Here is a 22,427-nt window from a genome sequence, read left to right on the forward strand (position 1 = left end):
AACACATCGTTGCGCGGTGCTCCCAGGCCTGTTCACTGGGGCGCTCTTGGTCCGCGGCCGATCGACGGCAGAGTTCAGATTATCAGCGGGGTCGTGTGCCGACCTAATCAGCGCGGGAGCCCTCGGCGAAGCGCGGCGTCGCGTCGAACGCGGCACGGCGCGAGGCACGGCGCAGCGCGACCATGATCGGTCGGCCCGCGACGAGGATGAGGGCGACGTTCGTGATGACGCGCCCGAGGTCCCAACCCAGCGACGTGGCCAGGGTGTAGGCGACGAAGCGTGCGAGGTTGTCGCCCAGCGGCGCGCCGGGCACCGGCATGATGGCCGGGTCGTCACCGGTGGCGAACGGCCAGAAGGACATGTTGAGCACGAACCCGTAGGCGAGCGACGCGAAGGCGCCGTAGACGCACAGCAGGAGCAGTTCGAGCGGCCACCTGAGCCCGCGCCGCCACGGCAGAAGGCCGGCGCCCATGGCGACCCAGGCCGCTCCGAGCATCTGGTACGGCAACCACGGGCCGATGCCCGCGGTGAGCACGGCGGAGGCGAACATACTCGTCGCGCCGAGCGCGAAGCCGAAGCCCGCTCCGAAGACGCGGCCGCCGAGAACGAGAAGGAAGAACATCACCTCGATACCGCCGGTCCCCGCACCGAGGGGACGCAGGACGGCATCCACGGCGGACAGGACGCCGAGCATCGCGACGGCCTTCGCGTCCATCCCTCCGTCCGCGATCTCGGCCAGGACCACGACGAGCATGAGCGGCAGGAGGATGGCGAAGAGCATCGGGGCGTCACGGCTGTGGCCGGCGACGGCCGAGTGCTCCTCGACGAGGAGGGGCCACAGGTTCGCGAGCAACCCGATCAGGCTGACGACGAGGATCGTGGCGACGCTACGCGGCTTCAGACGGACGGCGCTCGTTGCCTTCGAGAGGGTGGCGCGTTTCACCGGTCGGGCGGTGCCCGCGCGCTCTTCCGGGTTCACAGAAGCCTGCGGACTCATGACGGCACTCCGAGCACCGTCAGCGCATCGGCCAACGTGAGAGCGGGAACGGGCGCGAGCACCTTCGCCATCTGTGGGGCCAGGGCGGGCGACGCTGTGAGCACGTCGCGTGCACTGCCGGTGGCGATGAACTCTCCCCCGGCCATCTGGATGACCACGTCGGCCACTCCAGCGGCAAACTCGACGTCGTGCGTCGCCACGAGAACGGCCTGCCCTTCGTCGGCGCGCGTGCGCAGGATCGCCCGCAGGGCCTCCTTGCCGGCGTAGTCGAGACCGCGGGTCGGTTCGTCGAGCACGAGCACCTGAGGTTCGGCCACGAGCTGGACGGCGAGGACGAGCGCGAGGCGCTGCCCTTCGGACAGGTCGCGGGGATGCATGGCCGGGTCGATGCCCGGGGCCAGGTTCGCGAGGTACGCCTGGGCCGCACCGGGCTCGCGGCCGGCGTCGGAATCGGCCTGCGCGAGTTCCTCCCCCACCGTGTCGAGGTAGAGGAGGTCCCCGGCGGTCTGCGGCACCATGCCGACGAGACCGCGGCGCTGCGCGGGGTTCAGTTTCGCGGGGTCGAGCGATTCGCCTCGTGCGGAGACCACGCCGATGCTGCCGCCGTCACGCCGGCCACTTCCCTGAAGCGCCCACATGAGCGTCGACTTGCCGCAGCCGTTGCGGCCCATGAGCGCCGTCACCGTGCCGGCGCAAAGGTCGAGGTCCACACCCGCGACGACGTCGAGGCCGGACAGGCGAACGCGTACGCCCCGCGCCTCGAGCACCGGCGCAGTCGAGGGCACGTCTGTCCCGCGGATGGGCGGTGCCTCGACCGTGAAGGGCGCACTCGCGGCGCGCTCCACGAGCACCCGCCGCGCGTCGCGGATCGTCAGCGGCAGCGGCGACCAACCGGCGGCACGACCGAGTTCGACGACCGGCGGTGCGACGTCGGATGCTCCGAGCATCTCGCCGGGAGCCCCGGAGGTGACGACGCCGTTCGCCCCTACGTGCACGACCTGGTCGGCGAACGGGAGCACGCGCTCGATGCGGTGTTCCGCGACGACAACGGTCGAACCGACATCCTGGACAAGGCGCGTGAGTACGGCGAGAACGTCCTCGGCGGCCGTGGGGTCGAGCGCCGACGTGGGTTCGTCGAGGACGAGGATCTGCGGGTGCATGACGAGCACACTGCCGATGGCGACGCGCTGCTGCTGGCCGCCCGACAGGTCGCGCAACGGAGCCTCGCGCAGCTCGGCGATACCGAGCAGATCGAGCGTCTCCTCGACCCGCCGACGCATGACCTCCGGCGCTATGCCGAGCTGTTCCATGCCGTAGGCGAGTTCTTCCTCGACGGTGTCGGTGACGAAGCCGGCGAGGGGGTCCTGCCCGACGTACCCGACGACGGAGGCGAGTTCGCTGGGCTTGTTCTCGGAGATGTCGAGCCCGCCGATGACGACCCTGCCCTGCAGGAGTCCGCCCGTGAAGTGCGGGACGAGCCCGGTGAGCAGCCCGAGGAGCGTCGACTTGCCCGAGCCGGTGCGGCCGATGACGGCGACGAGCTCACCGCGTTCGATGCGCAGGTCGACGTCGCGCAGCGAGGGGTGTTCGGCTCCGTCGTACGTCAGCGTCGCGGCCTCCATGACGACGGCAGGCTCCCTGGTCCAGACGGTGGCCGCGTCACGCCCTCCCACGTCCCCCGCGGGAGTTGTGTCGTGCGTTTCGGTCATGAGGTGGCTCCTCGCAGGGCCCGGGCGTCGCGTCCGGGCGCTGCGTCGTCGAGGGTGCGTTCGGGCGCGCTCGTACGCCGCGGGCGTTCCGGTTCGGGTGTGAAGAACGCCGGCAGGAGCGCGGGCACGAGCGCGAGCGGTAGCCACAGGGGCACCACCGGCATGGCGAGGGGCGAAACCGAGAGGTTGCGCGCGTCGGGCTGGTCCTCGAGAACCGCACGAACAGCCACGAGCGTCACAATGCCGCAGGCCACGACGGCCCACTCGAGCAGGCCCCACGGGTCGCGCCGGTAGCGGGTGCGACGCATCGAACGTCCTGCGAAAGCCACCCCGACCACGCTCGCCAGGATGCCGACGACGAGCACGGGCGCCGTCGTCCACCAGGGAACGTCGCTCACGACTCCCTCGGCTCCAGAGCCCTGCATCGTGCCGTAGACGCCGACGCACGTGAGCAGCGCGCCGCCGAGCATGAGCACGCCGATGACGAAGCGCGTCACGAAGGGCCGCTCGGCCCGACGGCCGTACCCACGTGCCTCCATCGAGGCCGCGAGGGAGATGGAACGGTCCAGCGTGTCGTGCAGCACGGGAAGGGCCACCTGCTTGACGCGCGTGGCGCGGCGTGCGTCGCCACGCAGGACGCGCGCCTTGCGCACCCGTTGGACGCTCTCGACGAGCTGGGGCGCCACGGACAGCGCAATGACGGTGGCCGTCCCGATGTCACGGACGGCCGGAGGCGTGGCCGCGAGCAGGCGCTTGGGGTTGGCGAGGGCGTTGGCTGCGCCGAAGCAGAACAGCATCGTGGCGAGGCGCAGGCCCTCGAGGAAGGCACCGACGAGGCCGCCAAGACCGACCGGGCCGAGAAGAGTGATGCCGCGAGCCCACTCGGGAAGCCCCACCCGCGGCAGCGGAAGGACGATCGTGTCGCTCGTCTTCATGCCCACGAGGACATGCAGAACGACGCGACTCACGACGACGAAGGCTCCGAGCGCCGCGTAGAGGCGCAGGCTACGGGCCCACGGCGCATAGGGGCGCCGAGCGACGACCGTGAGCACCACGACGGCAAGCACGAGGGCCAACAGGACGGGATTCGTCGTCGTGGCGATGGCAACGGCCATCGCCGTCGCCCACATCCACCACGCACCGGGGTGGACGACGCGACGGCGATGGCCGGAGGCCGAGGTCATCCGCGACGGCGTGCCGCGTATCCGGCTCCCACGGCTGCGACGCCGAGCACACCGACGCCGGCGATGATGCCCGGAAGGTTGTTGCTGCCTGAGCTCTTCTTCTCCGGCACGGCGAGACCGGGCACACTGCCCGACGTCGAGATGCTCGGGTGAGCAGTGTTCTTCGGCTGGGGCACCTTCGTGCCCGTCATCTTGGTGGCGGCGGGCGTGGCGCCCTTCTTCTTCACACCGACCTTGTACTTCTTGGCATCGCTCGAGTTCGCATCGAGCGTCGTCGACGAGCCGTCACTGAAGGTGATGACCTTGAGTGGCTTCCCGTCCTTCGTCACGAGGGCCGTTGCCTTGACCGTGGGAGTCGACGTGGCGCCCTGGCCCGGCTTCGATCCCGAGGTGGTCGGCTGGGGGCTGCTCGTCGAACCCGCCGTCGAGGAAGGCTTGCTCGGCGTCGGTTTCGGCGCAGCCGACGTGGAGCCGGCCTTCGTCGAGGACGGCTTGGACGAGGGCTTCGAACTCGGCGGCTTCGGCTGCGACGTGGTCGGCTTCGTGCTGCTCGGCTTGGGCGAGCTGGGCCTCGGAGTCGATGTCGTGGGCTTCGTCGTGCTCGGCTTCGGCGACGTGATCGCAGCAGGAACGGGCACGGACGGCGCGGTGCCGCTGCCGAAGCGGAATCCGACGACTCCGCCCGGGGTGGCGGGCAGCGAGGCGACACCGAGGTTCGAGTAGTTCCACGAGCCGCCGCGCTTGGCGCTGAAGACCGTCCAGTAGGCGTTCGGCGGAGGCATCCGGCACGGCGAACTCGACGGGTACCCGTTGACGCCGCAGAGCACGCCGTCGTGGTACTGCGTGGAACCGGTCGTCGAGAACCCGGCGGCCCGCAGCGCCTGGAGCGCCGTGCCCGGACTACCCGGCGCGCAGCCGGTGGCCGAGCCGCTCGGGAACTGGACGACGACGGTCACGCCGCTCGTCGCACTCGTGCACGCACCCGCAGCGGACGCGGGCGCTGCGGCACCCGTCGTCACGGCACCGAGGCCCGCGAGGGCCGAGGCGCCGACGAGAACCGGTGCGCCGAGGCGCGCGAGATCAGCGGCGACGCGCGTACGCAACGGCACCTCCCGCGGTGACGAGGATGACGGCGCCGAAGGCGAAGCCGAACGGCACGGTGTTGTCCGAGACCTTGTCGGTGTTCACGATCGGGCCGGTGGCGGGCGTCGTCGACGTCGACTGCGGCACCGTGGACGTGGACGGCGCGCTCGGGCTCGTCGTCGAGGTCGGCGCTGCGGTGGCATCCGTGCTCGTGGTGCTCGTGGGAGCCGGCGTGGCGGAGGTGGACGTCGAGTTGCTCGACGAGGTGCTCGTCGGCTTCGGCGCGCTCGTCGTGGACGTCGAGGTGCTGGGCGACGACGTGGGCTCGGAGGAGCACGAGATGGCGGGAGTCGCGGTGGCGCCACCCTTCGTCAACGAGACGAGGGGCGCCCTCGTGAACGCGTAGAGACCCTGGGACGTGGCGCGGGTCTCGTTGCCGGCGAGCTTGCCGGAGGCACCGGCGCTCTTCATCGCCGCGAACGCGGTGCGGTCGTACGCGATGGCGCCACGCACAGCGGCAGGGAACGAGCAGCCGTACTGCAGCGAGGCGACGAACGACTGCGCCTTAACAGCGCGCGCGTCCTGACCGCCGAGGGTGAACGCCACCGCCGCGAGGCCCGTCGAGTTGGCGTTGGGGGTGGTCGTGCCCGTTCCGCCGGCGACGCCACCGTCGGCGTTCTGCTTCGTGGCGAGGAAGTTCACGGCCTTCGTCACGTCGGCGCCGTGACCGCCGGCGGCGGCGAGCGCCTGCACGGCGAACGACGTGGCGTCGGGGTCGGAGACGCACGCCGAACCGTCGTCGGCCAAGCGGAATCCGCCGTCATTGCAGCGCAGCGAGAGGAGGTAGTTCGTGGCCTTCGCGTCAGCGGGCGCGCCGGCCTTCTGCAGCGCGATGACGGCGAGGGACTGGGTGACGGCGTTCGAGTAGTCGCCGTAGGCCGAGACGTCGGAGAAGCGGCCGCTCGGCTCCTCGAGGCCCTGCAGCTTCGAGACGAGGTCGACGCCGCCGAACGCGCGCGGGTTCTGCCCCTGTGCCTTCGCGACGATGAGGGACTTCGCCACAGCTCCCGCGTACACGTCGGTGCCCGGCACGGCGTAGTCACCCACACCCTTGGCGAACGCTGTCGTGGCGGCACCGGCTTCGTTGCCCGCAACACCGGCCGACGTAAGGGCCAGGATGCCGTCGGCGGAAAGGCCCGCGTCGAGGTAGGTCTGACCCGAGTAGGTGGAGCTGAGCTCGTGGCGGCCTGCGGCGAACTGCCCGGCAAGGAAGGATGCCGCGGCGTCGCTTCCCGTCGCGGGAGCGGCAGTGGCGGGCGCCGAGGCTGCGGCAGCGAGAGCGACGAGGGCGGCGCTGGTGACTCCGGCGCGACGCAGGTGGGTCGTCATGATGACCTTCCGGGCAGGTGCGTGGCCGGTGGGCGACACCCTGCTCGAACGACGAGCCGGGCCTCTCCCGCTGACCTCGACGGGTGTGATGAGGCAGATGTGATCAGACACAGCCGAGACGAGGCATTCCGGCTCATCAGCGGACTGATCTACGGCTGCGGGTCAGCGCCGGAATTCGACCGGCTTCCCCTCGTTCTCGGCTCTCCGGCACGAGCCGAAGATCGCATCCAGGCTATCACCAGCCGCCGTGCGCCCTCGTCTCAGCGAGAGCGCCTGACGAGCGCGTCCCAGACGGAGCGCGCGATGGGTGCGGCGGTCCGTCCACCCTCGCCTCCTTCGTCGACCCGAACGACGACGACGTAGCGCTTGCCGTCCTCGTCTGCCCCGCCGAACGAGGCGAACCACGCGGTGGCGTGCTTGCCGTAGACCTCGGCCGTCCCTGTCTTGCCGTAGACGGCGTGCGCGTCGAGGTCGAAGCCTCGGAAGGCCTCGGAGGCCGTCCCCGTCGAGACCGCCCGTTTGAGCCCCTCGAGTTCACGGGCGTACATCCGGGCATCGAGGCTGAGGGTACGGGCCTCGGGCGACGGGAGCGCCGTGCGAGCGCTGCCGTCCGAACGCGCGGTTGCCACGGCGACGCGGGGCGTCGGCACACGACCGTTCGTCGCGAGCGCGGCGAAGGACGTGGCCACCTGCATCGGCGTCGCGGCGACGTCACCCTGGCCGATCGCGAAGTTCACCGCGTCACCGGCGCGTACGACGTAGCCACTCGTGCAGTTCTCCTTGGCCACCTGCGTGAGATACGAAGCACGGTCCTTGTCGGTGATCTCCGGGTAGCCGCTCTTCGCCCGCCTGCAGGACGCCGCCTTCGTCGCCTCCCACTCACGGCGCTTCGTCGCGCGGTCGGGAAGGGAGCCGCTCGCCTCCGCGGGCAGGTCAACCCCGGTTCGCGCGCCGTATCCGAACTCGCGGGCCACGCTGGTGTACGGGTCGGGAGCGTCGGTGGACGCCTTCACTCCCCCGGCCTTGACCCAGGCGTCGTACGCCCACCGGTAGAAAACGGTGTCGCAGGAGACCTCGAGCGCCTTCGGGATGTCGATCGTGCCGTGCGCCTGCGACTCGAAGTTGCTGTAGGAGCGGTTGCCGATCATGACCGACGACGGGCAGGAGTACGAGCCGTTCGGGTCCACGCCGGTCTGGGCCGCGGCGAAGAGGGAGAACACCTTGAACGTCGACGCGGGTGGGCCGGCCACGGACGTGGCTCGGTTGGTCAGCGGGTCGCCGGCCCTCGTGTCGAGCAGCGAGTCGTACTCGGCCTGCGTCACGCCGCCGTTCCACACGGACGGGTCGTAGGTGGGCTGGTTCGTCATGGCGACGACGTTGCCGCTGTCCGCCTCGAGGACAACGACGCTTCCCGAACCGGCCTTTTGCCCGCGCTTCCGGGCTGCGGCGATGCCGTCGGCGAGGGCCTTCGCCGCGGCGTCCTGCACGTCAGGGCGGATCGAGGTGACGACGTCCTGGCCCGCCACCGGCGGCACGTCCGCCACCTGACGTTGCGCCGTGCCGTCGGGGCCGATGGCGGTGGAGCGCTTGCCGTCGCGTCCGCGCAGGACGGCGTCGTACTGCTTCTCGACACCCGTGCGGCCGAGCAACGTCGGCACACCCGACCCCGAGCTCGAGACGCCGGTGTCGTCGGCTGTCGCTGCCGTGAGGTAACCGGCCACCTGGGCGAGGGAGTCGCCGCGGGAGCCGTAGGTTCGGGTCGCTGTCGGTCGCACCGCGATGCCGGGGTAGGCCTCGGGGCGCTCGAGCAGCGCGTTCGCAGCCGACGCCTCGACGTCGGAGGCGATCGGCACCGCCTCGAAGGGATGCCCGGCGAAGCAGACCGGCGACGGCGCGGCGCCCTTCGTCCCGCACGCCTTCGTCCGCGCCAAGAGGCTCAGCGGATCCCGGCCGATGGCCGAGGCGACGCGCGCGATGACCTTCGGCGCGTCGTCACGCGCGAGGGCCTGCGGCGAGATCGTCAGCGTCGTCGTCGAACCGTTCCCGACGAGAACGGTACCGTCGGCAGCGAGGATCCGCCCGCGTTGGGCAGGCACGACGACGTCACGCGTGTTGATGTCCGCTGCGGCCCGCGCGTTCTTCGCGCCGTCGACGATCTGCAGTTGAACGAGGCGACCCACCATGATCGTCGCGACGAGAGCGACGACAAGAGCCATGACGAGCAACCGCGCACGTCCCGACGCCCCTCGCGCACCACGCGAACCTGCCCCACGGAAGCTCGGCACGAGGAACGGTCCGAACGGACGGCGTTCCCTCGGCACGCCTCGGCGCAGCCGGGTCATGCGCGTCCTCGTTCCTGCTCGCGCAACGTCCACCGCACCCAGGTCGGAGCGAGGGCTGCGGTGAGAACGGCCGTCGTGGCCGTCGAGCCGAGCAGCGAGTACGGATCGACCTGAACCGAGCCGGACGCCACCACTCGCAGGGCGAGAACGACGAGGGAGGCAGTGAGGGCTCCGAGGCCGCCCACCATGGCCGGTACCCACGCGGCGCTGTTCCACGACCTCGCGGCCCTGGTGACGACGAGCGCCGCCGCAACCGCGGGAGCGAGCGCGAGGCCCGGCGCCGACGACGCGGGCGGCGCGAGGTCGAGCAGGAGTGCCCCTGCGATCGCCCAGACGACGGCGGACCACGCACCGCCGGTCACGCCTGCGGTGACGAGCAGGGGCACGAGCATCCACGGCGCCCAGGTGGGCAGGAGGGGCAACACGGTGACGGCGAGCAGGAGGGTCAGAACGAGCCAGGCAAAGCGGCTCCACGTGACGGCGGAGGGCCGAGCCACGATCGTCGTGGGCTCGCGCAGGGGCGTGCGACCGGGAGCACCGGGGGTTTCAGCAGCCACGCGCGCCATCAGTGGTTCTCCTGCGGCACGAGAACACCCACGACCTCAAGCGCACCGGGGTCGACGAAGGGACGCACGGCGGCGTTGCGCTCCGCCTGACCGTGGTCGGCCTCGACGCGGCTCACCTTCCCGAGCGGAATACCGGCGGGGTACGGGAACCCGTTCGGGCTGCCTGCCGTGACGACGGTGTCGCCGATGCGTACCGAACCTCCGTCGGCCACGACGAGGCTGACCTCGCTGCCGCTTCGCTTGGCCACACCCGCCGGCGCGCTCCCGCTGAGTCGGACCAGGGAACGGGTGCGCTCGACGCGCGCCCCCACTACGGACGAAGGGTCGGCGAGCAGCGTGACCGTGGAGGAGTCGGCCCGGACTGCGGTGATGCGCCCCACGAGGCCGCGATTGCCCACGACGGCCTGCGAGAGTGAGATGCCGTCGCGCGAGCCGATGTCGAGTTCGACCTTCCGCTCGCTACCCGTTGAAGGTGCCGGCGTGAAGGCGACGGCATGACCGACGACAACATCGTGCTTGCCGCCCCCGAATCGTTCGGAGAGCGTTGCCGATTCCTCGACCGCTGCGAGTCGCTCCTCGGCCGATCGAGCGCGTTCGCTCACGGCCAGGTTCTCCTTCGTCAGGCGCTTCACCTCCGCGTCGCGCCCGGTGAGGGACGAGACGAGAGACGTCACGCCACGTGACAGGAGCGAACTGACGCCGTCGCGCACCGGCGGAACGAGGTTGACGACGAGCGCGATGACGAGGAGGACGGCGACACCGATGCGCCTGCGTCGGGCGCGCGACCGGGTACCGCGTCCCGGCGCAGCCACCGCCGCGGACGCACCCGAATCTCGCCTCAACGCTCCACCTGCGACAGCAGCGACCGCGTCGCTGCTGGATCCTCGACGCACGTGCCCGCGCCCGTGACGACCGCGGTCAGTGGATCCTCGGCCAACCGGACGGGAACGCCCAACTCGTGGCTCATGCGCACGTCCAGGCCGCGCAGCATCGCTCCCCCGCCGGTGAGGACGATGCCTCCGTCGAGGACGTCGCCGGCCAGTTCGGGAGGGCAGGAGTCGAGGGTGGAGCGCACCGTCTCGCAGATCGTGAGCAGGTGCGGTTCGAGGGCTCGGCGGATCTCACCGCTCGTCAGCGTGACCGCACGCGGAAGGCCCGTGATGAGGTCGCGACCGCGCACCTCGTGGGTGAGTTCGTGACTCATGGGGAAGGCCGAGCCGATGGCCGTCTTGATCGTCTCCGCGCTGCGCTCGCCGAGCAGGAGCGCGTACTCGTTCTTGACGTGGTTCGCGATGGCGTCGTCGAGGTCGTGGCCCCCGATGCGCACGGAGTGGGCACGCACGACGCCGCCGAGGCTCGTGACCGCGACGTCGCTCGTGCCGCCGCCGATGTCGACGACCATCGCGCCGGCCGTCCCGTGAACGTTCAGGCCGGCACCGAGGGCAGCTGCGACCGCCTCTTCGATGACGTCGACCCGCCGCGCCCCGGCGCGCATCGCCGCGTCCTCGAGCGCGCGACGTTCGACGCCCGTCACCTCCGAGGGCACGCAGACGACGATGCGCGGGCGGATGAGGCGCGACGGTCGGGAGCGGGCAATGAAGTAGCGCAACATCCGCTCGGCGGCGTCGGCGTCACTGATGACGCCCGCGGCGAGCGGACGCACGATGCGCACCTTCGCCGGAGCTCGCCCGAGCATCTCCTTGGCATCGGACCCTGCGGCGAGGAGCTGGCCCGTGGCAGCGTCGAGCGCGACCACGCTCGGTTCGTCGACGACGATGCCCTCCCCCGCTTCGTAGACGAGGGTGTTCGCGGTGCCGAGGTCGATCGCGAGGTCGCGGGACGGGTTTCTCAGGCGCTCGAACACGCCGCCGAGTATTTCAAACTCGGCTGGACGTTCGCGGCACGTCCACGCGGGCGACACCTCGACGCGGCAGCGGTGTTCACCCGCGCCGCTTCATGACGAGCAGTTCCCCGGCGCTGCGCACATACGGGTCGTTGTAGCGACCGGCCACCTCGAACCCGTGACGGGCGAACATCGTGGCGATGCGCTCGGAGGTCACCGGATCCAGGGCCCCGTGCTCGCCCGGCGCGGCGGCACGCTGTTTGCCCTCGCGCGAGTTGAGCGAGACGGCATAGCGAATACCCGTGCCGCAGACGAGATCGACGTAGTTCTCGACGACGTCGGGCTCCATCTCCTGGAACGAGAAGGAGTTGACGAAGACCTCGAAATCCTCCTCGAGGTCCGGCAGGCGGTAGTTCGGAACGACGCCGCTGTTCGGCACGGTGAGCGGGCCGGCATCCGGCCGGTCGAGGTACGTCGTCACACGATCACCGAACAGTTCGGTGAGGTACCAGGACGCAACGGTCAGGAGGGGTGGGATGTCGGCATTGACGTACCGCACGTTCTCGTCGCGGCTCATCAGGATCTCGCCGAGGGCGCCGAAGCCGCCGCCGATCTCGAGAAAACTCGACGGCGGTGCGTCGACGTGCTGCGACAGCGCGGCGAGAACGAGAAGGTAGTTGTTGTAGGCGCGTCCGACGGTGACCGCCGAATCGTCCTTCGTCACGGGGAACGCCTGCGGCGGACGGCCCACGCGACTCTCACCGTGCGAGCGCAGATCGAACGGCCACCGCTCGGTGTTCCACCACGCGCTCGCGACGTCGTGATCGCGCCACGCGTCGCGACTGCCGCTGAGTGCGGCCCGAAAGTATCCCGGGTTGACGCCCTCCCGGCTCGTTCGTGCCACGTCGAGGAGCTCTTCGCTCAACGCCGGGGAATAACCGTCTCCGTAGAGCGGATAGAACCAGAACGACGCGGTTGGCCAGCGCTTGAATTCCTCGAGGCCCCGCTCCTGCAGGTCGTGGAGAAGCTCACGCAGGCCGGGCCCCCAGAAGTTCGTCGGGCGGAACTGCTCGTTCACGCCCTCGATCTCACACAAGGTTCGCTCGGTCAGGTCGTTCCACGATGCGCTCACGATGCCTCCTCGAGGTGAACTCGGGCGCCCGCGTTCAGGGTCTCACGTCTGCCGTTGGTCTTCTCGAAAACCACTCGCGCCGTTCGCCCTGCCACGGGCAGAATGAGGGTCGGCGCAGGCTCGCGCCCAGCGCACCGCGTGACCCCAGCTCACGCGGACGGCGTGAAGGGAAGCAGATTCTCGAGCCGAGCAACGCCTTCACCGCACATGCACACGTTCGGCTGCGGTTCATGCTGGGGATGACGCAGACCGTGAGGTGTGACATGACACGTGACCAGGATTTCAAGCGACTCGTGCGAGCTCGGATGCGCGAGACGGGTGAGAACTACGCCCTCGCACGAAGCCACTTCGAGAACGCTTCGCGCAACTCCGCCAGGAACGACGCTCCACACGACGAAGCGAGCGCCGACGCATCCGCAGGCGTCCGATCGTCCACCGCCGGCGCAACGGCCCATGAGCGCGCGGCGGCACAGCAGCGCCGCACGATTCGCCCGTTCTTCGACGCCGAGGGGCGCCGCTTGCTGTCCATCCCGACCAAACGGAGCACCCGCATGGCCGTGCTTCTCGATCTCGTGCGGCATTTCGAGCCAAATCGCGAGTACACCGAAGCCGAGGTGGGCGCTGTGCTCGCACCGGTCCATGAGGACGTCGCGTACCTGCGCCGCGAACTCGTCAACGTCGGCTACCTGACGCGCTCGGCCGGCATCTACCGGCTGGCCGGGCGAGTGCCGGAGCGTGACGTGCGCTGGGCCCACGAGTTTCCCGAGTGGGAGCGGCTGTGGCTCTCGGCGTACCTGGCCGGAGCCGGGGGCAACCCCGGGTGACCCAACAAAGCAAAGGAGCGGCGCGCCCACCGGGGCGCGCCGCTCCTTCACGTCACGTGGTCGATCAGAGGTTGGGGAACCAGATGCCGATCTCGCGCTCGGCCGACTCCGTGGAGTCGGAGCCGTGGACGATGTTCTGCTGCACCTTGAGGCCCCAGTCGCGGCCGAGGTCGCCGCGGATCGAACCGGGGGCGGCCTCCGTCGGGTTGGTGGCGCCGGCGAGCGAACGGAAGCCCTTGATGCAGTCGTTGCCCTCGATGACGGCGACGACGACGGGGCCGGAGCCCATGAACTCCACGAGCGGCTCGTAGAACGGCTTGCCCTCGTGCTCGGCGTAGTGCTCGGCGAGCTGCTCACGCGTGGCCTCGGTGACCTGCAGCGCGGCGAGGGTGTAACCCTTCGCCTCGATGCGGCGCAGGACCTCGCCGGTGAGGCCGCGACGGTAGCCGTCGGGCTTGACGATGACGAGCGAACACTCGGTCTGTGCGGTCATGACGGGTTCCTCCAGAGGAAGTTTTCGAATGCTTGCTTCGGATGATGTCAGGCGTGCACGGCGGCGTCGACGACGCCGGTGGCGAGCAGCACGTAGATGACGAGCGCGAGCCCGATGCGGTAGATGACGAACGGGCGGAAGTTGTGGGTCGAGATGTACTTCATCAGCCACGAGATGACGGCGTAGCCGACACCGAAGGCGATGACGGTGGCGATACCGATCATGCCCCAACTGCCCGAGTCGGCGTCCTTACCGGCCGAGGCGACCTCGACGACCTGCAACGCGCCCGAGGCGAGCACGGCCGGGATGGCGAGGAGGAATGCGTAGCGCGTTGCCGCCGGACGCGAGTAGCCCATGAACAGACCACCGGCGATCGTGCCGCCCGAACGCGAGACACCCGGGATGAGCGCGAGCGCCTGGAAGAGACCGAACTTGAGGCCGTCGGCCCACGACAGGTGCTCGAGGTCCTTCTCCGTCTGCTTGTTCTCGAGGCGCTTGTCGGACTGGATGTCGGCCACCATGATGACGAGCGCGAAGACGAGCAGCATCGTCGCGGTGATCCACAGGTTGCGCAGCGTGCCCTCGATCGCATCCTTGAACAGGATGCCGAGCAGGGCGATCGGGATGGTGCCGATGATGACGAGCCAACCCATGCGAGCGTCCGGGTCGTTCTTCTCGACCTTGCCGGTCAGCGACCCGAACCACTGCTTGACGATGTGGACGATGTCCTTCCAGAAGTAGACGAGGACGGCTGCCTCGGTGCCCAGCTGGTTGATCGCCGTGAAGGCCGCGCCACCACCGTCGTTGCCGAAGAAGATGCGCCCGACGAGGAGTTGGTGCGCCGATGACGAGATCGGCAGGAACTCGGTGAGTCCCTGCACCACGCCGAGGACGATCGCCTCGAGCCAGTTCATGTATTACTCCCAACGAAGTTGCGCGTCAGTTCGTCCATCTTGTCGCCCTGCACGAGCGCGGTGATCCACAGCGCGAGGAAGAGCAACCCGGCGATGAGCATCAGTGGTGCGATGAACGCGGTGAGCAACGTAGCCACCTGAAGCACCCACCCTAGGGGGATGCCGATCGACTTCCGCATCGACGCGGAGGCGTACAGACAAAGCACAGCCAGACCGAGGCCACCCCAGAGGTAGAGGCTCTGGTTGCCGCCGCCGTCGGGGTGCTCGGCGTTCTCCAGACCCCACGCCGTGAGGGCGAAGAAGAACAGGATGAACGCCTGGCAGCCGATCGTCGCGCCGGCGAGCTGTCGCGTCTTGCGCTCACCGATGCCGGTGAAACGCAATCGCCGGATCCATTCGGCGATCACGAGTTCGTCACCCCCAGGAGCATGCGCACCTCGGCGGCCGTGATGACCGACCCGGTGGCGAGCACACCACCGCCGACGCCCTCTTCGTCGGCCAGCTGTGCGGCGTGGTCGAGCGCGTCCGGCAGGTTCTCGATGACGGTGACACGGTCGTCGCCGTACAGCTCGGCCGCCAGCGTGCCCAGCTCCCGCGGCGCCATCGAGCGCGGCGAGGTGTTGCGCGTGACGACGACGTGGTCGAGCGTCGGCTCGAGGGCCGTGAGGATGGCCTCGGCGTCCTTGTCCGCGAGCACGGCGACGAGACCCACGAGGCGGTTGAACTGGAACGAGTCGGCGAGCGCCTCACGCAACGCGGCAGCACCGGCCGGGTTGTGCGCTGCGTCCACGACGACCGTGGGCGAACGACGCACGATCTCGAGACGACCCGGCGACGTCACGCCTTCGAGCGCAGCGCGCAGGACGTCGTCGTCGATCTTATGCTCGCCCCCGCCGAGGAACGCCTCGACAGCCGCGATCGCGAGCGCCGTGTTGTGCGCCTGGTGCTCGCCGAAGAGCGGCAGGAACAGATCGGCGTACTCGGCGGCGAGGCCACGCACGGAGATCATCTGTCCGCCGACGGCAGGTTCGCGGGCTGTCACGCCGAAGGCGTCGTCCTCGCGCAGCATCGTGGCGTCGACCTCGAGGCAGTACTCGCGCACGATCTCGTCGACCTCGGGGGCCTGTTCGGCGACGACGGCGATGCCGCCCGGTTTGATGATTCCCTTCTTCTCCCCCGCGATGTCCTCGAGGGTGTCGCCGAGCAGGCGCGTGTGGTCGATGGCCACGGGTGTGATGACGGAGACGACGCCGTCAGCCACGTTCGTGGCGTCCCACACGCCGCCGAGGCCGACCTCGACGACGGCGACGTCGACGGGCGCGTCCGCGAACACGGCGTAGGCGAGGACGACGAGGACCTCGAAGTAGGTCATCGTCGGCTCGTCGGCGGCGAGGCATTCGGCGTCGACCATCGCGATGAACGGCTCCACGTCCTCCCAGACCGCGACGAAGCGCTCCGGGTCGACCGGTTCCCCGTTGAGCGCGATGCGCTCACGGAAGTCGTGCAGGTGCGGCGAGGTGAACCGGCCGGTCTTGAGGCCGTGCTCGCGCAGCACCCGCTCGACGATGCGCGTCGTCGTCGTCTTCCCGTTCGTGCCCGTGAGGTGGATCATCGGGAACGTCTTCTGCGGGTCGCCGAGCAGTTCCATCGCCCGGCGCACGCGCTCGAGCGACGGCTCCGGGTTGTTCTCCGGGGTGCGCGCGAGGATCGAGTCCTCGATCTCGCGCACCCGCAGGCGCAGCGCGGCCTGGTGCTCGGCCTCGCGGGCCTCGGCGTCAGGAGCGCCGCTTCGCTTCGTGGGCGTCACTTGCCCTCCACCTTCTTCACGACGATGCGAACCTTCTGCTTGTCGCCGACCTCGGCCTCGGTACCGACGCCCTCGGGCAGCTGGTGCGCGGCACCGGCCGAACCGAACTGGACGGCGAGCGTCTCGCGCATGATGAGGTCCTGGTGCGCGACGGTGGCGCCCCAGACCTCGTCGTCACCGGTGACGGTGAGCGAGATGCGGTCGGAGATGTCGAGTCCGGCGTCGCGGCGGGCCTGCTGGACGGCGCGCACGACGTCACGGGCGAGCCCCTCGGCGGCGAGCTCTGGGCTCACTTCGGTATCGAGGACGACGAAACCGCCGCTCGGCAGCATCGCTGCCGCCGTGTTGGCGCCGGCCTTGTCGGCGTCGACAGCCATGTCGAGCGTGTACTCGCCCTCGACGAGTTCGAGCCCGCCGGCGGTGACGACGCCGTTCGCGTCGACCGACCAGTCACCCGACTTGCTGCCCTTGATGGCCTGCTGGACGTTCTTGCCCAGGCGCGGGCCGGCAGCGCGAGCGTTGACCGACAGGCGCTGGCTCACGCCGAAGCGGTCGGCGTCGGCGCTGGCCGAGTCGGCCAGGACGAGGTGACGCACGTTGACCTCGTCGGAGACGAGGCTCGCGAACTCCTCGAGCTGGTGCGGGTTCTCACCGACCACCGTGACGCTCGCGAGCGGCAGACGCACACGCAGGCGCTCCGCCTTGCGCAGGCCGAGCGTCACCGAGCAGACCTCACGGGCGCGGTCCATCGCGGCGACGAGTTCGTCGTTCGCCGGAAGGTCGTCGACGACCGGCCAGTCGGTGAGGTGCACCGAGCGGCCACCGGTGAGGCCGCGCCAGATCTGCTCGGTCTCGAACGGCAGCAGCGGAGCGGCGACGCGCGTGACGACCTCGAGGGCCGTGTAGAGGGTGTCGAACGCCTCCGACGACAGGGACTCGTGCGACTCACCCGTCTCCGCGGACGTGCCGGTGCCCCAGAAACGCTCACGGCTGCGACGGATGTACCAGTTCGTCAGGACGTCGAGGAAGCCGCGCACGCTCTCGCAGGCCCCGGCGATGTCGTAGGCGTCCATCTGAGCCTGGACCGTCTCGACGAGGTCGCGCAGCTTGGCGAGCAGGTAGCGGTCGAGGACGTCGGTGGAGCCCGTCGTCCACTTCGCCTCGTAGCCCTCGCCGCCGTTCGAGGCGTTGGCGTAGAGCGCGAAGAACGACCACGCGTTCCACAGCGGCATCATGACCTGACGCACGCCGTCGCGGATGCCCTGCTCGGTGACGGAGAGGTTGCCGCCGCGCAGGATCGGGCTCGACATGAGGAACCAGCGCATCGCGTCGGCGCCGTCACGGTCGAAGACCTCCGAGACGTCCGGGTAGTTGCGCAGCGACTTGCTCATCTTCTGCCCGTCGCTGCCGAGCACGATGCCGTGACAGATGACGGAGCTGAACGCCGGCTTGTCGAACAGCGCGGTCGCGAGGATGTGCAGCGTGTAGAACCAGCCACGCGTCTGGCCGATGTACTCGACGATGAAGTCGGCCGGGAAGTGGTTCTCGAACCACGCCTCGTTCTCCATCGGGTAGTGCACCTGCGCGTAGCTCATCGAACCCGAGTCGAACCAGACGTCGAGCACGTCGCTGACGCGGCGCATCGTGGACTGGCCGCTCGGGTCGTCCGGGTTGGGGCGCGTGAGCTCGTCGACGAACGGACGGTGCAGGTCGGGCTCGCCGGCGGCGTTCTTCGGCAGCGTGCCGAAGTCGCGCTCGAGGTCGGCGAAGGAGCCGTACACATCGATGCGCGGGTAGGCGGGGTTGTCCGACTTCCACACGGGAACGGGGCTGCCCCAGAAGCGGTTACGGGTGATCGACCAGTCGCGGGCGTTCTCCAGCCACTTGCCGAACTGTCCGTGCTTGACGTTGCCGGGCACCCAGGTGATCTCGTCGTTGTGCGCGAGCATGCGCTCCTTGATCTTCGTCACCTCGACGAACCAGGAACTGACCGCCATGTAGATGAGCGGCTGACGGCAGCGCCAGCAGTGCGGGTAGGAGTGGTCGTAGCTCTCGCGGCGCACGAGCACCGTGCCGTCACTGACGTGCCCCGTCGCGCCCGCACCCTTCGTCGCCGCCTTGAGGTGGTCGATGATGTGCGGGTTCGCGTCGAAGACCTGCATGCCTTCGTAGTCGCTCACCGGGTAGGTGAAACGACCGTCGGGGCCTACGGGAACGACCGGTGGGATGCCCGCGGCGTCCGTGGCGGCCTTGTCCTCCTCACCGAAGGCGGGGGCCATGTGGACGAGGCCCGTACCGTCGTCGGTCGTGACGTAGTCGGCCGAGAGGATGCTCCACGCCGCGCTGCCCGCGAGCTTCTCCTCGTTCGCGAAGTAGGTGAAGGGTGCGGTGTAGCGGCGTCCGACGAGGTCGCGGCCCTTCAGCCGCTCGACGACCTTCCCGGCGAGCGCGTCGGCGTCGAGCTTCTCGCCGAACAGGTCCTTGGCGTAGGCAGCGAGGCGCGCTTCGGCGATGACGTACCGCTCGCTCGAGCCGGTGGGGGCGTCCGCCTCGACGACGACGTAGTCGATGTCCGGGCCGACGGAGACGGCCAGGTTGCTCGGAAGAGTCCAGGGCGTGGTCGTCCAGATGAGTGCCTTCTCCCCCGTCTCGAGGGTGAAGCCGACGGTGACCGCCGGGTCCTGCCGATTCTGGTAGACGTCCTCGTCCATGCGCAGTTCGTGGTTGGACAACGGCGTCTCGTCGTTCCAGCAGTACGGCAGCACCCGCAGGCCTTCGTAGATGAGGCCCTTCTCGTACAGCGATGTGAACGCCCAGATGACCGACTCCATGTAGCCGGCGTTGTACGTGCGGTAGCCGCGCTCGAAGTCGACCCAGCGGCCCATGCGCCCGACGTAGTCGACCCACTCGTCGGCGTACTTCATGACGCTCGCCTTGGCGGCGTCGTTGAACGCCTCGATGCCCATCTCGACGATCTCGTCCTTGGTCTTCAGACCGAGTTGACGCATCGCCTCGAGTTCGGCGGGCAGGCCGTGGGTGTCCCACCCGAAGACACGGTCCACCTTCTTGCCGCGCATCGTCATGTAGCGCGGCACGAGGTCCTTGACGTAGCTCGTGAGGAGGTGGCCGTAGTGCGGCAGACCGTTGGCGAAGGGCGGGCCGTCGTAGAAGACGAACTCGTTCTCGCCGTTCTCACCGGCGTCGCGCTGTTCGATCGAGGCGCGGAAGGTGTCGTCGGCCGCCCAGTAGTCGAGGACTGCGCGTTCGATGTCGGGGAACGCGGGCGAGGAGGGCACGCCCTTGATACCGAATGCCTCACCGGCGTGCTGATCTGCGGCAGTGGCATTCTGGGTGAGATCGACCTTGGGATAGGTCATGGCGGCATCCTTTGCGCGGTCAGGTCGTATGCAAGGACGACGGCACCGACGTGTGTCGGAACCTCGCGGTACCACCTTGCTTGCCATCTCGAACCCGCGTGCGCAGGGAGCGATCTGACCGCTTCATGCCGGCTGTGACGGGCCACTCCCGCCCGGTTCTACTGAGTGCCTCCGTGGGGTGGCACTGTTCTTCCGGGGACTCGCCGCTGATGACGGCTCCAACGTCGTTACGACTATCGTAGCGTGACAGCCACCAACCGCAGCAAGAGCTTGCCTGCCACTCACCGGGAATCTTAACCGAGATCCTCCCGCTACTCCGCTCCTATCACGGTCCCCTGCCAGCTCTCAGTAGGCTGGGGTAGCGTCAATGGCATTCCCCAGCGCTTCCGCGAGCCGATCAAGCTCTCCCGCCCGCGGGGAGGGCGCGGTGGAGGCCACTACGTGAGCAGCGCCACCAGCCCCCGAAGCGCGACTCACGACCCATCCGCCCCGCTTGAGCTCCGAAGTCCACTTTTCATGGACGCCATTCCTCGAGGAAAACGCAACGGATGCGTCAGCAGCCCACTCAAGCACGACCTCGATTGCCGCTCGAGAGACCACACGAATCTGGCATTTGACGCCACTGACCAGGCGCACCTCAACACCTCCTTCGAGTAGCGTGAAATCACGCTCTGAAATCGGGTCACAGCGAGCAACCAACTCATCAACCAAAAGATTGGCATCCTCTACCAGATCCGGATCCAGGTGAGCTTCCTCGAGCGCCTTCAATTCCGCCCTGATATAGCTCATGGTCGGCCTCCGACGCTGATCATTTGCGATGCAGGAATTAATCAACCGAGCATATCGAACAGGAAGCGATCGCCATTTGGAGGATGGGAAAACTCGGCACGCACGGAAAACTTCTTTCTCGAACTCAACCGGATCATATCTCGCCGGCTCACGCTGAGAACAGAGGTAATAGAGCGTCATTCCCACTCCAAACGAGTCGACAAGAGCGTTCTTTGCCTCCGCACTTCTTTCGCGAGATAGCTGCTCAGGTGCAAGATAGCTAGTAGGCCCGGTACTCTTGTCCGCAAGAAAGGTCCTGTCGTCGGCGCGAACATATGTCGAAAGATCAAAATCGAGCACCGTCACCTCCCAACTCGTCTTCTCCCACGGCGACGAAATCATAACATTCCCCGGGCGAATATCGCGATGAATAACTCGCTCCTTCAAGCCATGGGCACTTTCAATGATCTCAGCCAAGCGGGAACCCAGGGAAAGCACATCTTGCCACTCGGTCACGAGTCGATTTTCGACAACTTCGGCAAGAGTTGAACCGTGAATATAATCCATCACCACCATGGCAGGAATCTCAGAAGACTCCACATATCTAACCATTCCAGGAATGCCGTAAGCGGTCAATATTTTCATCGCCTGTACGCCACGCCTAAAGGCAACCATCATGTCAATGTTCGAACGCTGCTCCTCTCGAAGAATCTTCACTGCGTAGATTTGCTTGTTTTCATCGAGAGCGGGGAAAACTCGACCGAATGCACCGGCGCGCCCGTCGTCTTGCAACTCATACCCCATAAAGGGATAGTCGCGCACCTTAGCCGGGAGGTACCAAGACTTATAGATAGACCGATCGTACTTCTCGAGAAATTCATAGAACTCGTCACTCAGGCCCGACCGTCCAACGATCTCTAGAGCCTTCTCGTTGAGAGCCCCGCGAAGATCATCCTCATCCATCCCCGCCGCTTCGTCCGCTGACTCCGGAAGCCTTATGCGCCCTCCGAATGACTTGAAATCGGGGGACAGAGTCCGGTCTGCGGGCTGCGCGCGGGAGAAGACACGTACCATTTGAAGCAAATCGCCATGGCGGCCAGCGGAGTATCCCACCACGCGAACGTCATTTTCCTCGGCCCATTTAGACGACTGAAGATCAACATGGTCCGTGACCCAGTAGCGGTCTTCGTAACGCCTGCCTTCACTCTTCAGAGCCTTTAATACTGCCGCGATTGCTTCATCTTGCGGTCCCACCCCGATGAACACAACGGTGGACCGGTCGAAGATATCTCGAATTGTGGACGCAACCTCCACATTCTTGAGGCGGCGCTCAAGATCTGCCCGTGTCATCACCCAAGACTTGTCATTCTCCAATGCGCCGTGGAGCTGCCAGAGGAACGGGCGCCCGCCCTCCCCGACATTATGGGCGAGGCCTTCAACCTCTGCACCTACGTGATAATGAGCCGGAGCTGCACCTGACCTAGCCTTCGCATACGCGAAATGCGCCGCTTCATCGATATTGAGATTGACAATTCCAGCAATGGGCAATCTCCAAAGATCCTCATAAAGACCAAAGCTGCTATTGCCGTCAACCTTAAGAATTGATTTAATGGCGCTCGAAAACTCTGGGCGCCCGCCTGCCTCGCTCATCCGCTCGAAGGCCACCCAAAGATCGTCCTCGCACTTAGCGCTTTCGAGAAGGTGGCGCTTGGCCTCGCTTTCCGCTCCGGGAAGAGCGGCGCCTAGGAGGCAGTCGCAGACCTGGTCGCGTAACGAACCCCACAACGGGAGGCCGATTCCTTTACTCACACCAGCCCCTACCACCAGGACAATCGGGCGGGCTTTCAGGGCGAACTCGTTCGTCAATGCGCGAAACGTCGTGGGTGTCGTCGTAAGACTATCCGCCATGAAACATCTCCCTCGGGGCATCAATTTTGGTGGGCGCGTTTGGAGCTAATCCTACATGCGGCGCCGGTTCGAGTACACCCTTCAGGTCTAC

At 67.9% G+C, this 22,427-nt stretch carries 17 protein-coding genes and 1 riboswitch; of the genes, 1 reads left to right on the forward strand and 16 read right to left on the reverse strand.

Annotated features, from left to right (window positions below; translation table 11 throughout):
* Positions 1-103 precede the first annotated feature (103 nt).
* The 10 genes from IM689_RS09625 to IM689_RS09670 form a co-directional block, all read right to left on the reverse strand.
* Positions 104-997: an ECF transporter S component gene (locus IM689_RS09625; protein WP_193643804.1), complete on the reverse strand. Its 894-nt coding sequence runs from the start codon at positions 995-997 to the stop codon at positions 104-106.
* A complete protein-coding gene (locus IM689_RS09630) occupies positions 994-2,706 on the reverse strand; it encodes an ABC transporter ATP-binding protein (protein ID WP_227484676.1) in 1,713 nt (570 codons plus the stop codon). The genes IM689_RS09625 and IM689_RS09630 overlap by 4 nt, the downstream gene beginning before the upstream one ends.
* Positions 2,703-3,890 (reverse strand): energy-coupling factor transporter transmembrane component T, encoded by a 1,188-nt coding sequence (locus IM689_RS09635; RefSeq protein WP_193643805.1) that lies wholly within the window; start codon positions 3,888-3,890, stop codon positions 2,703-2,705. Before IM689_RS09635 ends, IM689_RS09630 begins: the two co-directional genes overlap by 4 nt.
* Positions 3,887-4,993 (reverse strand): hypothetical protein, encoded by a 1,107-nt coding sequence (locus IM689_RS09640; RefSeq protein WP_193643806.1) that lies wholly within the window; start codon positions 4,991-4,993, stop codon positions 3,887-3,889. Before IM689_RS09640 ends, IM689_RS09635 begins: the two co-directional genes overlap by 4 nt.
* Positions 4,971-6,362 (reverse strand): prenyltransferase/squalene oxidase repeat-containing protein, encoded by a 1,392-nt coding sequence (locus IM689_RS09645; protein ID WP_193643807.1) that lies wholly within the window; start codon positions 6,360-6,362, stop codon positions 4,971-4,973. The genes IM689_RS09640 and IM689_RS09645 overlap by 23 nt, the downstream gene beginning before the upstream one ends.
* Before the next feature lie 100 nt (positions 6,363-6,462).
* Positions 6,463-6,603: riboswitch (cobalamin riboswitch) on the reverse strand.
* A 19-nt stretch (positions 6,604-6,622) separates the two neighbouring features.
* Complete coding sequence (locus IM689_RS09650) at positions 6,623-8,704, reverse strand: penicillin-binding transpeptidase domain-containing protein (protein WP_193643808.1); 2,082 nt, start codon at positions 8,702-8,704, stop codon at positions 6,623-6,625.
* Positions 8,701-9,261 (reverse strand): hypothetical protein, encoded by a 561-nt coding sequence (locus tag IM689_RS09655; RefSeq protein ID WP_193643809.1) that lies wholly within the window; start codon positions 9,259-9,261, stop codon positions 8,701-8,703. Before IM689_RS09655 ends, IM689_RS09650 begins: the two co-directional genes overlap by 4 nt.
* 8 nt (positions 9,262-9,269) lie before the next feature.
* Positions 9,270-10,112, reverse strand: a complete 843-nt coding sequence (gene mreC / locus IM689_RS09660; RefSeq protein ID WP_193643810.1) for a rod shape-determining protein MreC — start codon at positions 10,110-10,112, stop codon at positions 9,270-9,272.
* Positions 10,109-11,134: a rod shape-determining protein gene (gene mreB / locus IM689_RS09665; RefSeq protein ID WP_129662902.1), complete on the reverse strand. Its 1,026-nt coding sequence runs from the start codon at positions 11,132-11,134 to the stop codon at positions 10,109-10,111. The genes mreC and mreB overlap by 4 nt, the downstream gene beginning before the upstream one ends.
* 76 nt (positions 11,135-11,210) lie before the next feature.
* Positions 11,211-12,245, reverse strand: a complete 1,035-nt coding sequence (locus IM689_RS09670; RefSeq protein ID WP_193643811.1) for a putative sugar O-methyltransferase — start codon at positions 12,243-12,245, stop codon at positions 11,211-11,213.
* A gap of 263 nt (positions 12,246-12,508) precedes the next feature.
* Between IM689_RS09670 and IM689_RS09675 the strand changes: the two genes are divergently transcribed.
* Positions 12,509-13,069 carry a DUF2087 domain-containing protein gene (locus IM689_RS09675; RefSeq protein ID WP_193643812.1) on the forward strand — a complete coding sequence of 187 codons (561 nt, stop codon included), beginning with the start codon at positions 12,509-12,511 and terminating at the stop codon, positions 13,067-13,069.
* Positions 13,070-13,133: 64 nt separating this feature from the next.
* Here the strand turns inward: IM689_RS09675 and ndk are convergent, their stop codons facing one another.
* The 6 genes from ndk to IM689_RS09705 all read right to left on the reverse strand — a co-directional run bounded on the left by ndk (position 13,134) and on the right by IM689_RS09705 (position 22,336).
* Positions 13,134-13,562 (reverse strand): nucleoside-diphosphate kinase, encoded by a 429-nt coding sequence (gene ndk, locus IM689_RS09680; RefSeq protein WP_193643813.1) that lies wholly within the window; start codon positions 13,560-13,562, stop codon positions 13,134-13,136.
* Positions 13,563-13,609: 47 nt separating this feature from the next.
* On the reverse strand, positions 13,610-14,476 hold the full coding sequence (locus IM689_RS09685; protein ID WP_118913049.1) for an undecaprenyl-diphosphate phosphatase: 867 nt from the start codon (positions 14,474-14,476) through the stop codon (positions 13,610-13,612).
* Positions 14,473-14,883 carry a DUF4233 domain-containing protein gene (locus IM689_RS09690; protein WP_118913048.1) on the reverse strand — a complete coding sequence of 137 codons (411 nt, stop codon included), beginning with the start codon at positions 14,881-14,883 and terminating at the stop codon, positions 14,473-14,475. Before IM689_RS09690 ends, IM689_RS09685 begins: the two co-directional genes overlap by 4 nt.
* The gene (locus IM689_RS09695; protein ID WP_193643814.1) at positions 14,880-16,283 is read right to left on the reverse strand and encodes a bifunctional folylpolyglutamate synthase/dihydrofolate synthase; all 1,404 of its coding nucleotides are present in this window, start codon (positions 16,281-16,283) and stop codon (positions 14,880-14,882) included. The genes IM689_RS09690 and IM689_RS09695 overlap by 4 nt, the downstream gene beginning before the upstream one ends.
* Positions 16,280-19,660 (reverse strand): isoleucine--tRNA ligase, encoded by a 3,381-nt coding sequence (gene ileS / locus IM689_RS09700; protein ID WP_129662891.1) that lies wholly within the window; start codon positions 19,658-19,660, stop codon positions 16,280-16,282. The genes IM689_RS09695 and ileS overlap by 4 nt, the downstream gene beginning before the upstream one ends.
* 345 nt (positions 19,661-20,005) lie before the next feature.
* Positions 20,006-22,336, reverse strand: a complete 2,331-nt coding sequence (locus IM689_RS09705; protein ID WP_165357827.1) for a protein kinase domain-containing protein — start codon at positions 22,334-22,336, stop codon at positions 20,006-20,008.
* Between the last annotated feature and the right edge of the window lie 91 nt (positions 22,337-22,427).

This window comes from Dermacoccus barathri (assembly GCF_015070805.1).
GTDB lineage: Bacteria > Actinomycetota > Actinomycetes > Actinomycetales > Dermatophilaceae > Dermacoccus > Dermacoccus abyssi.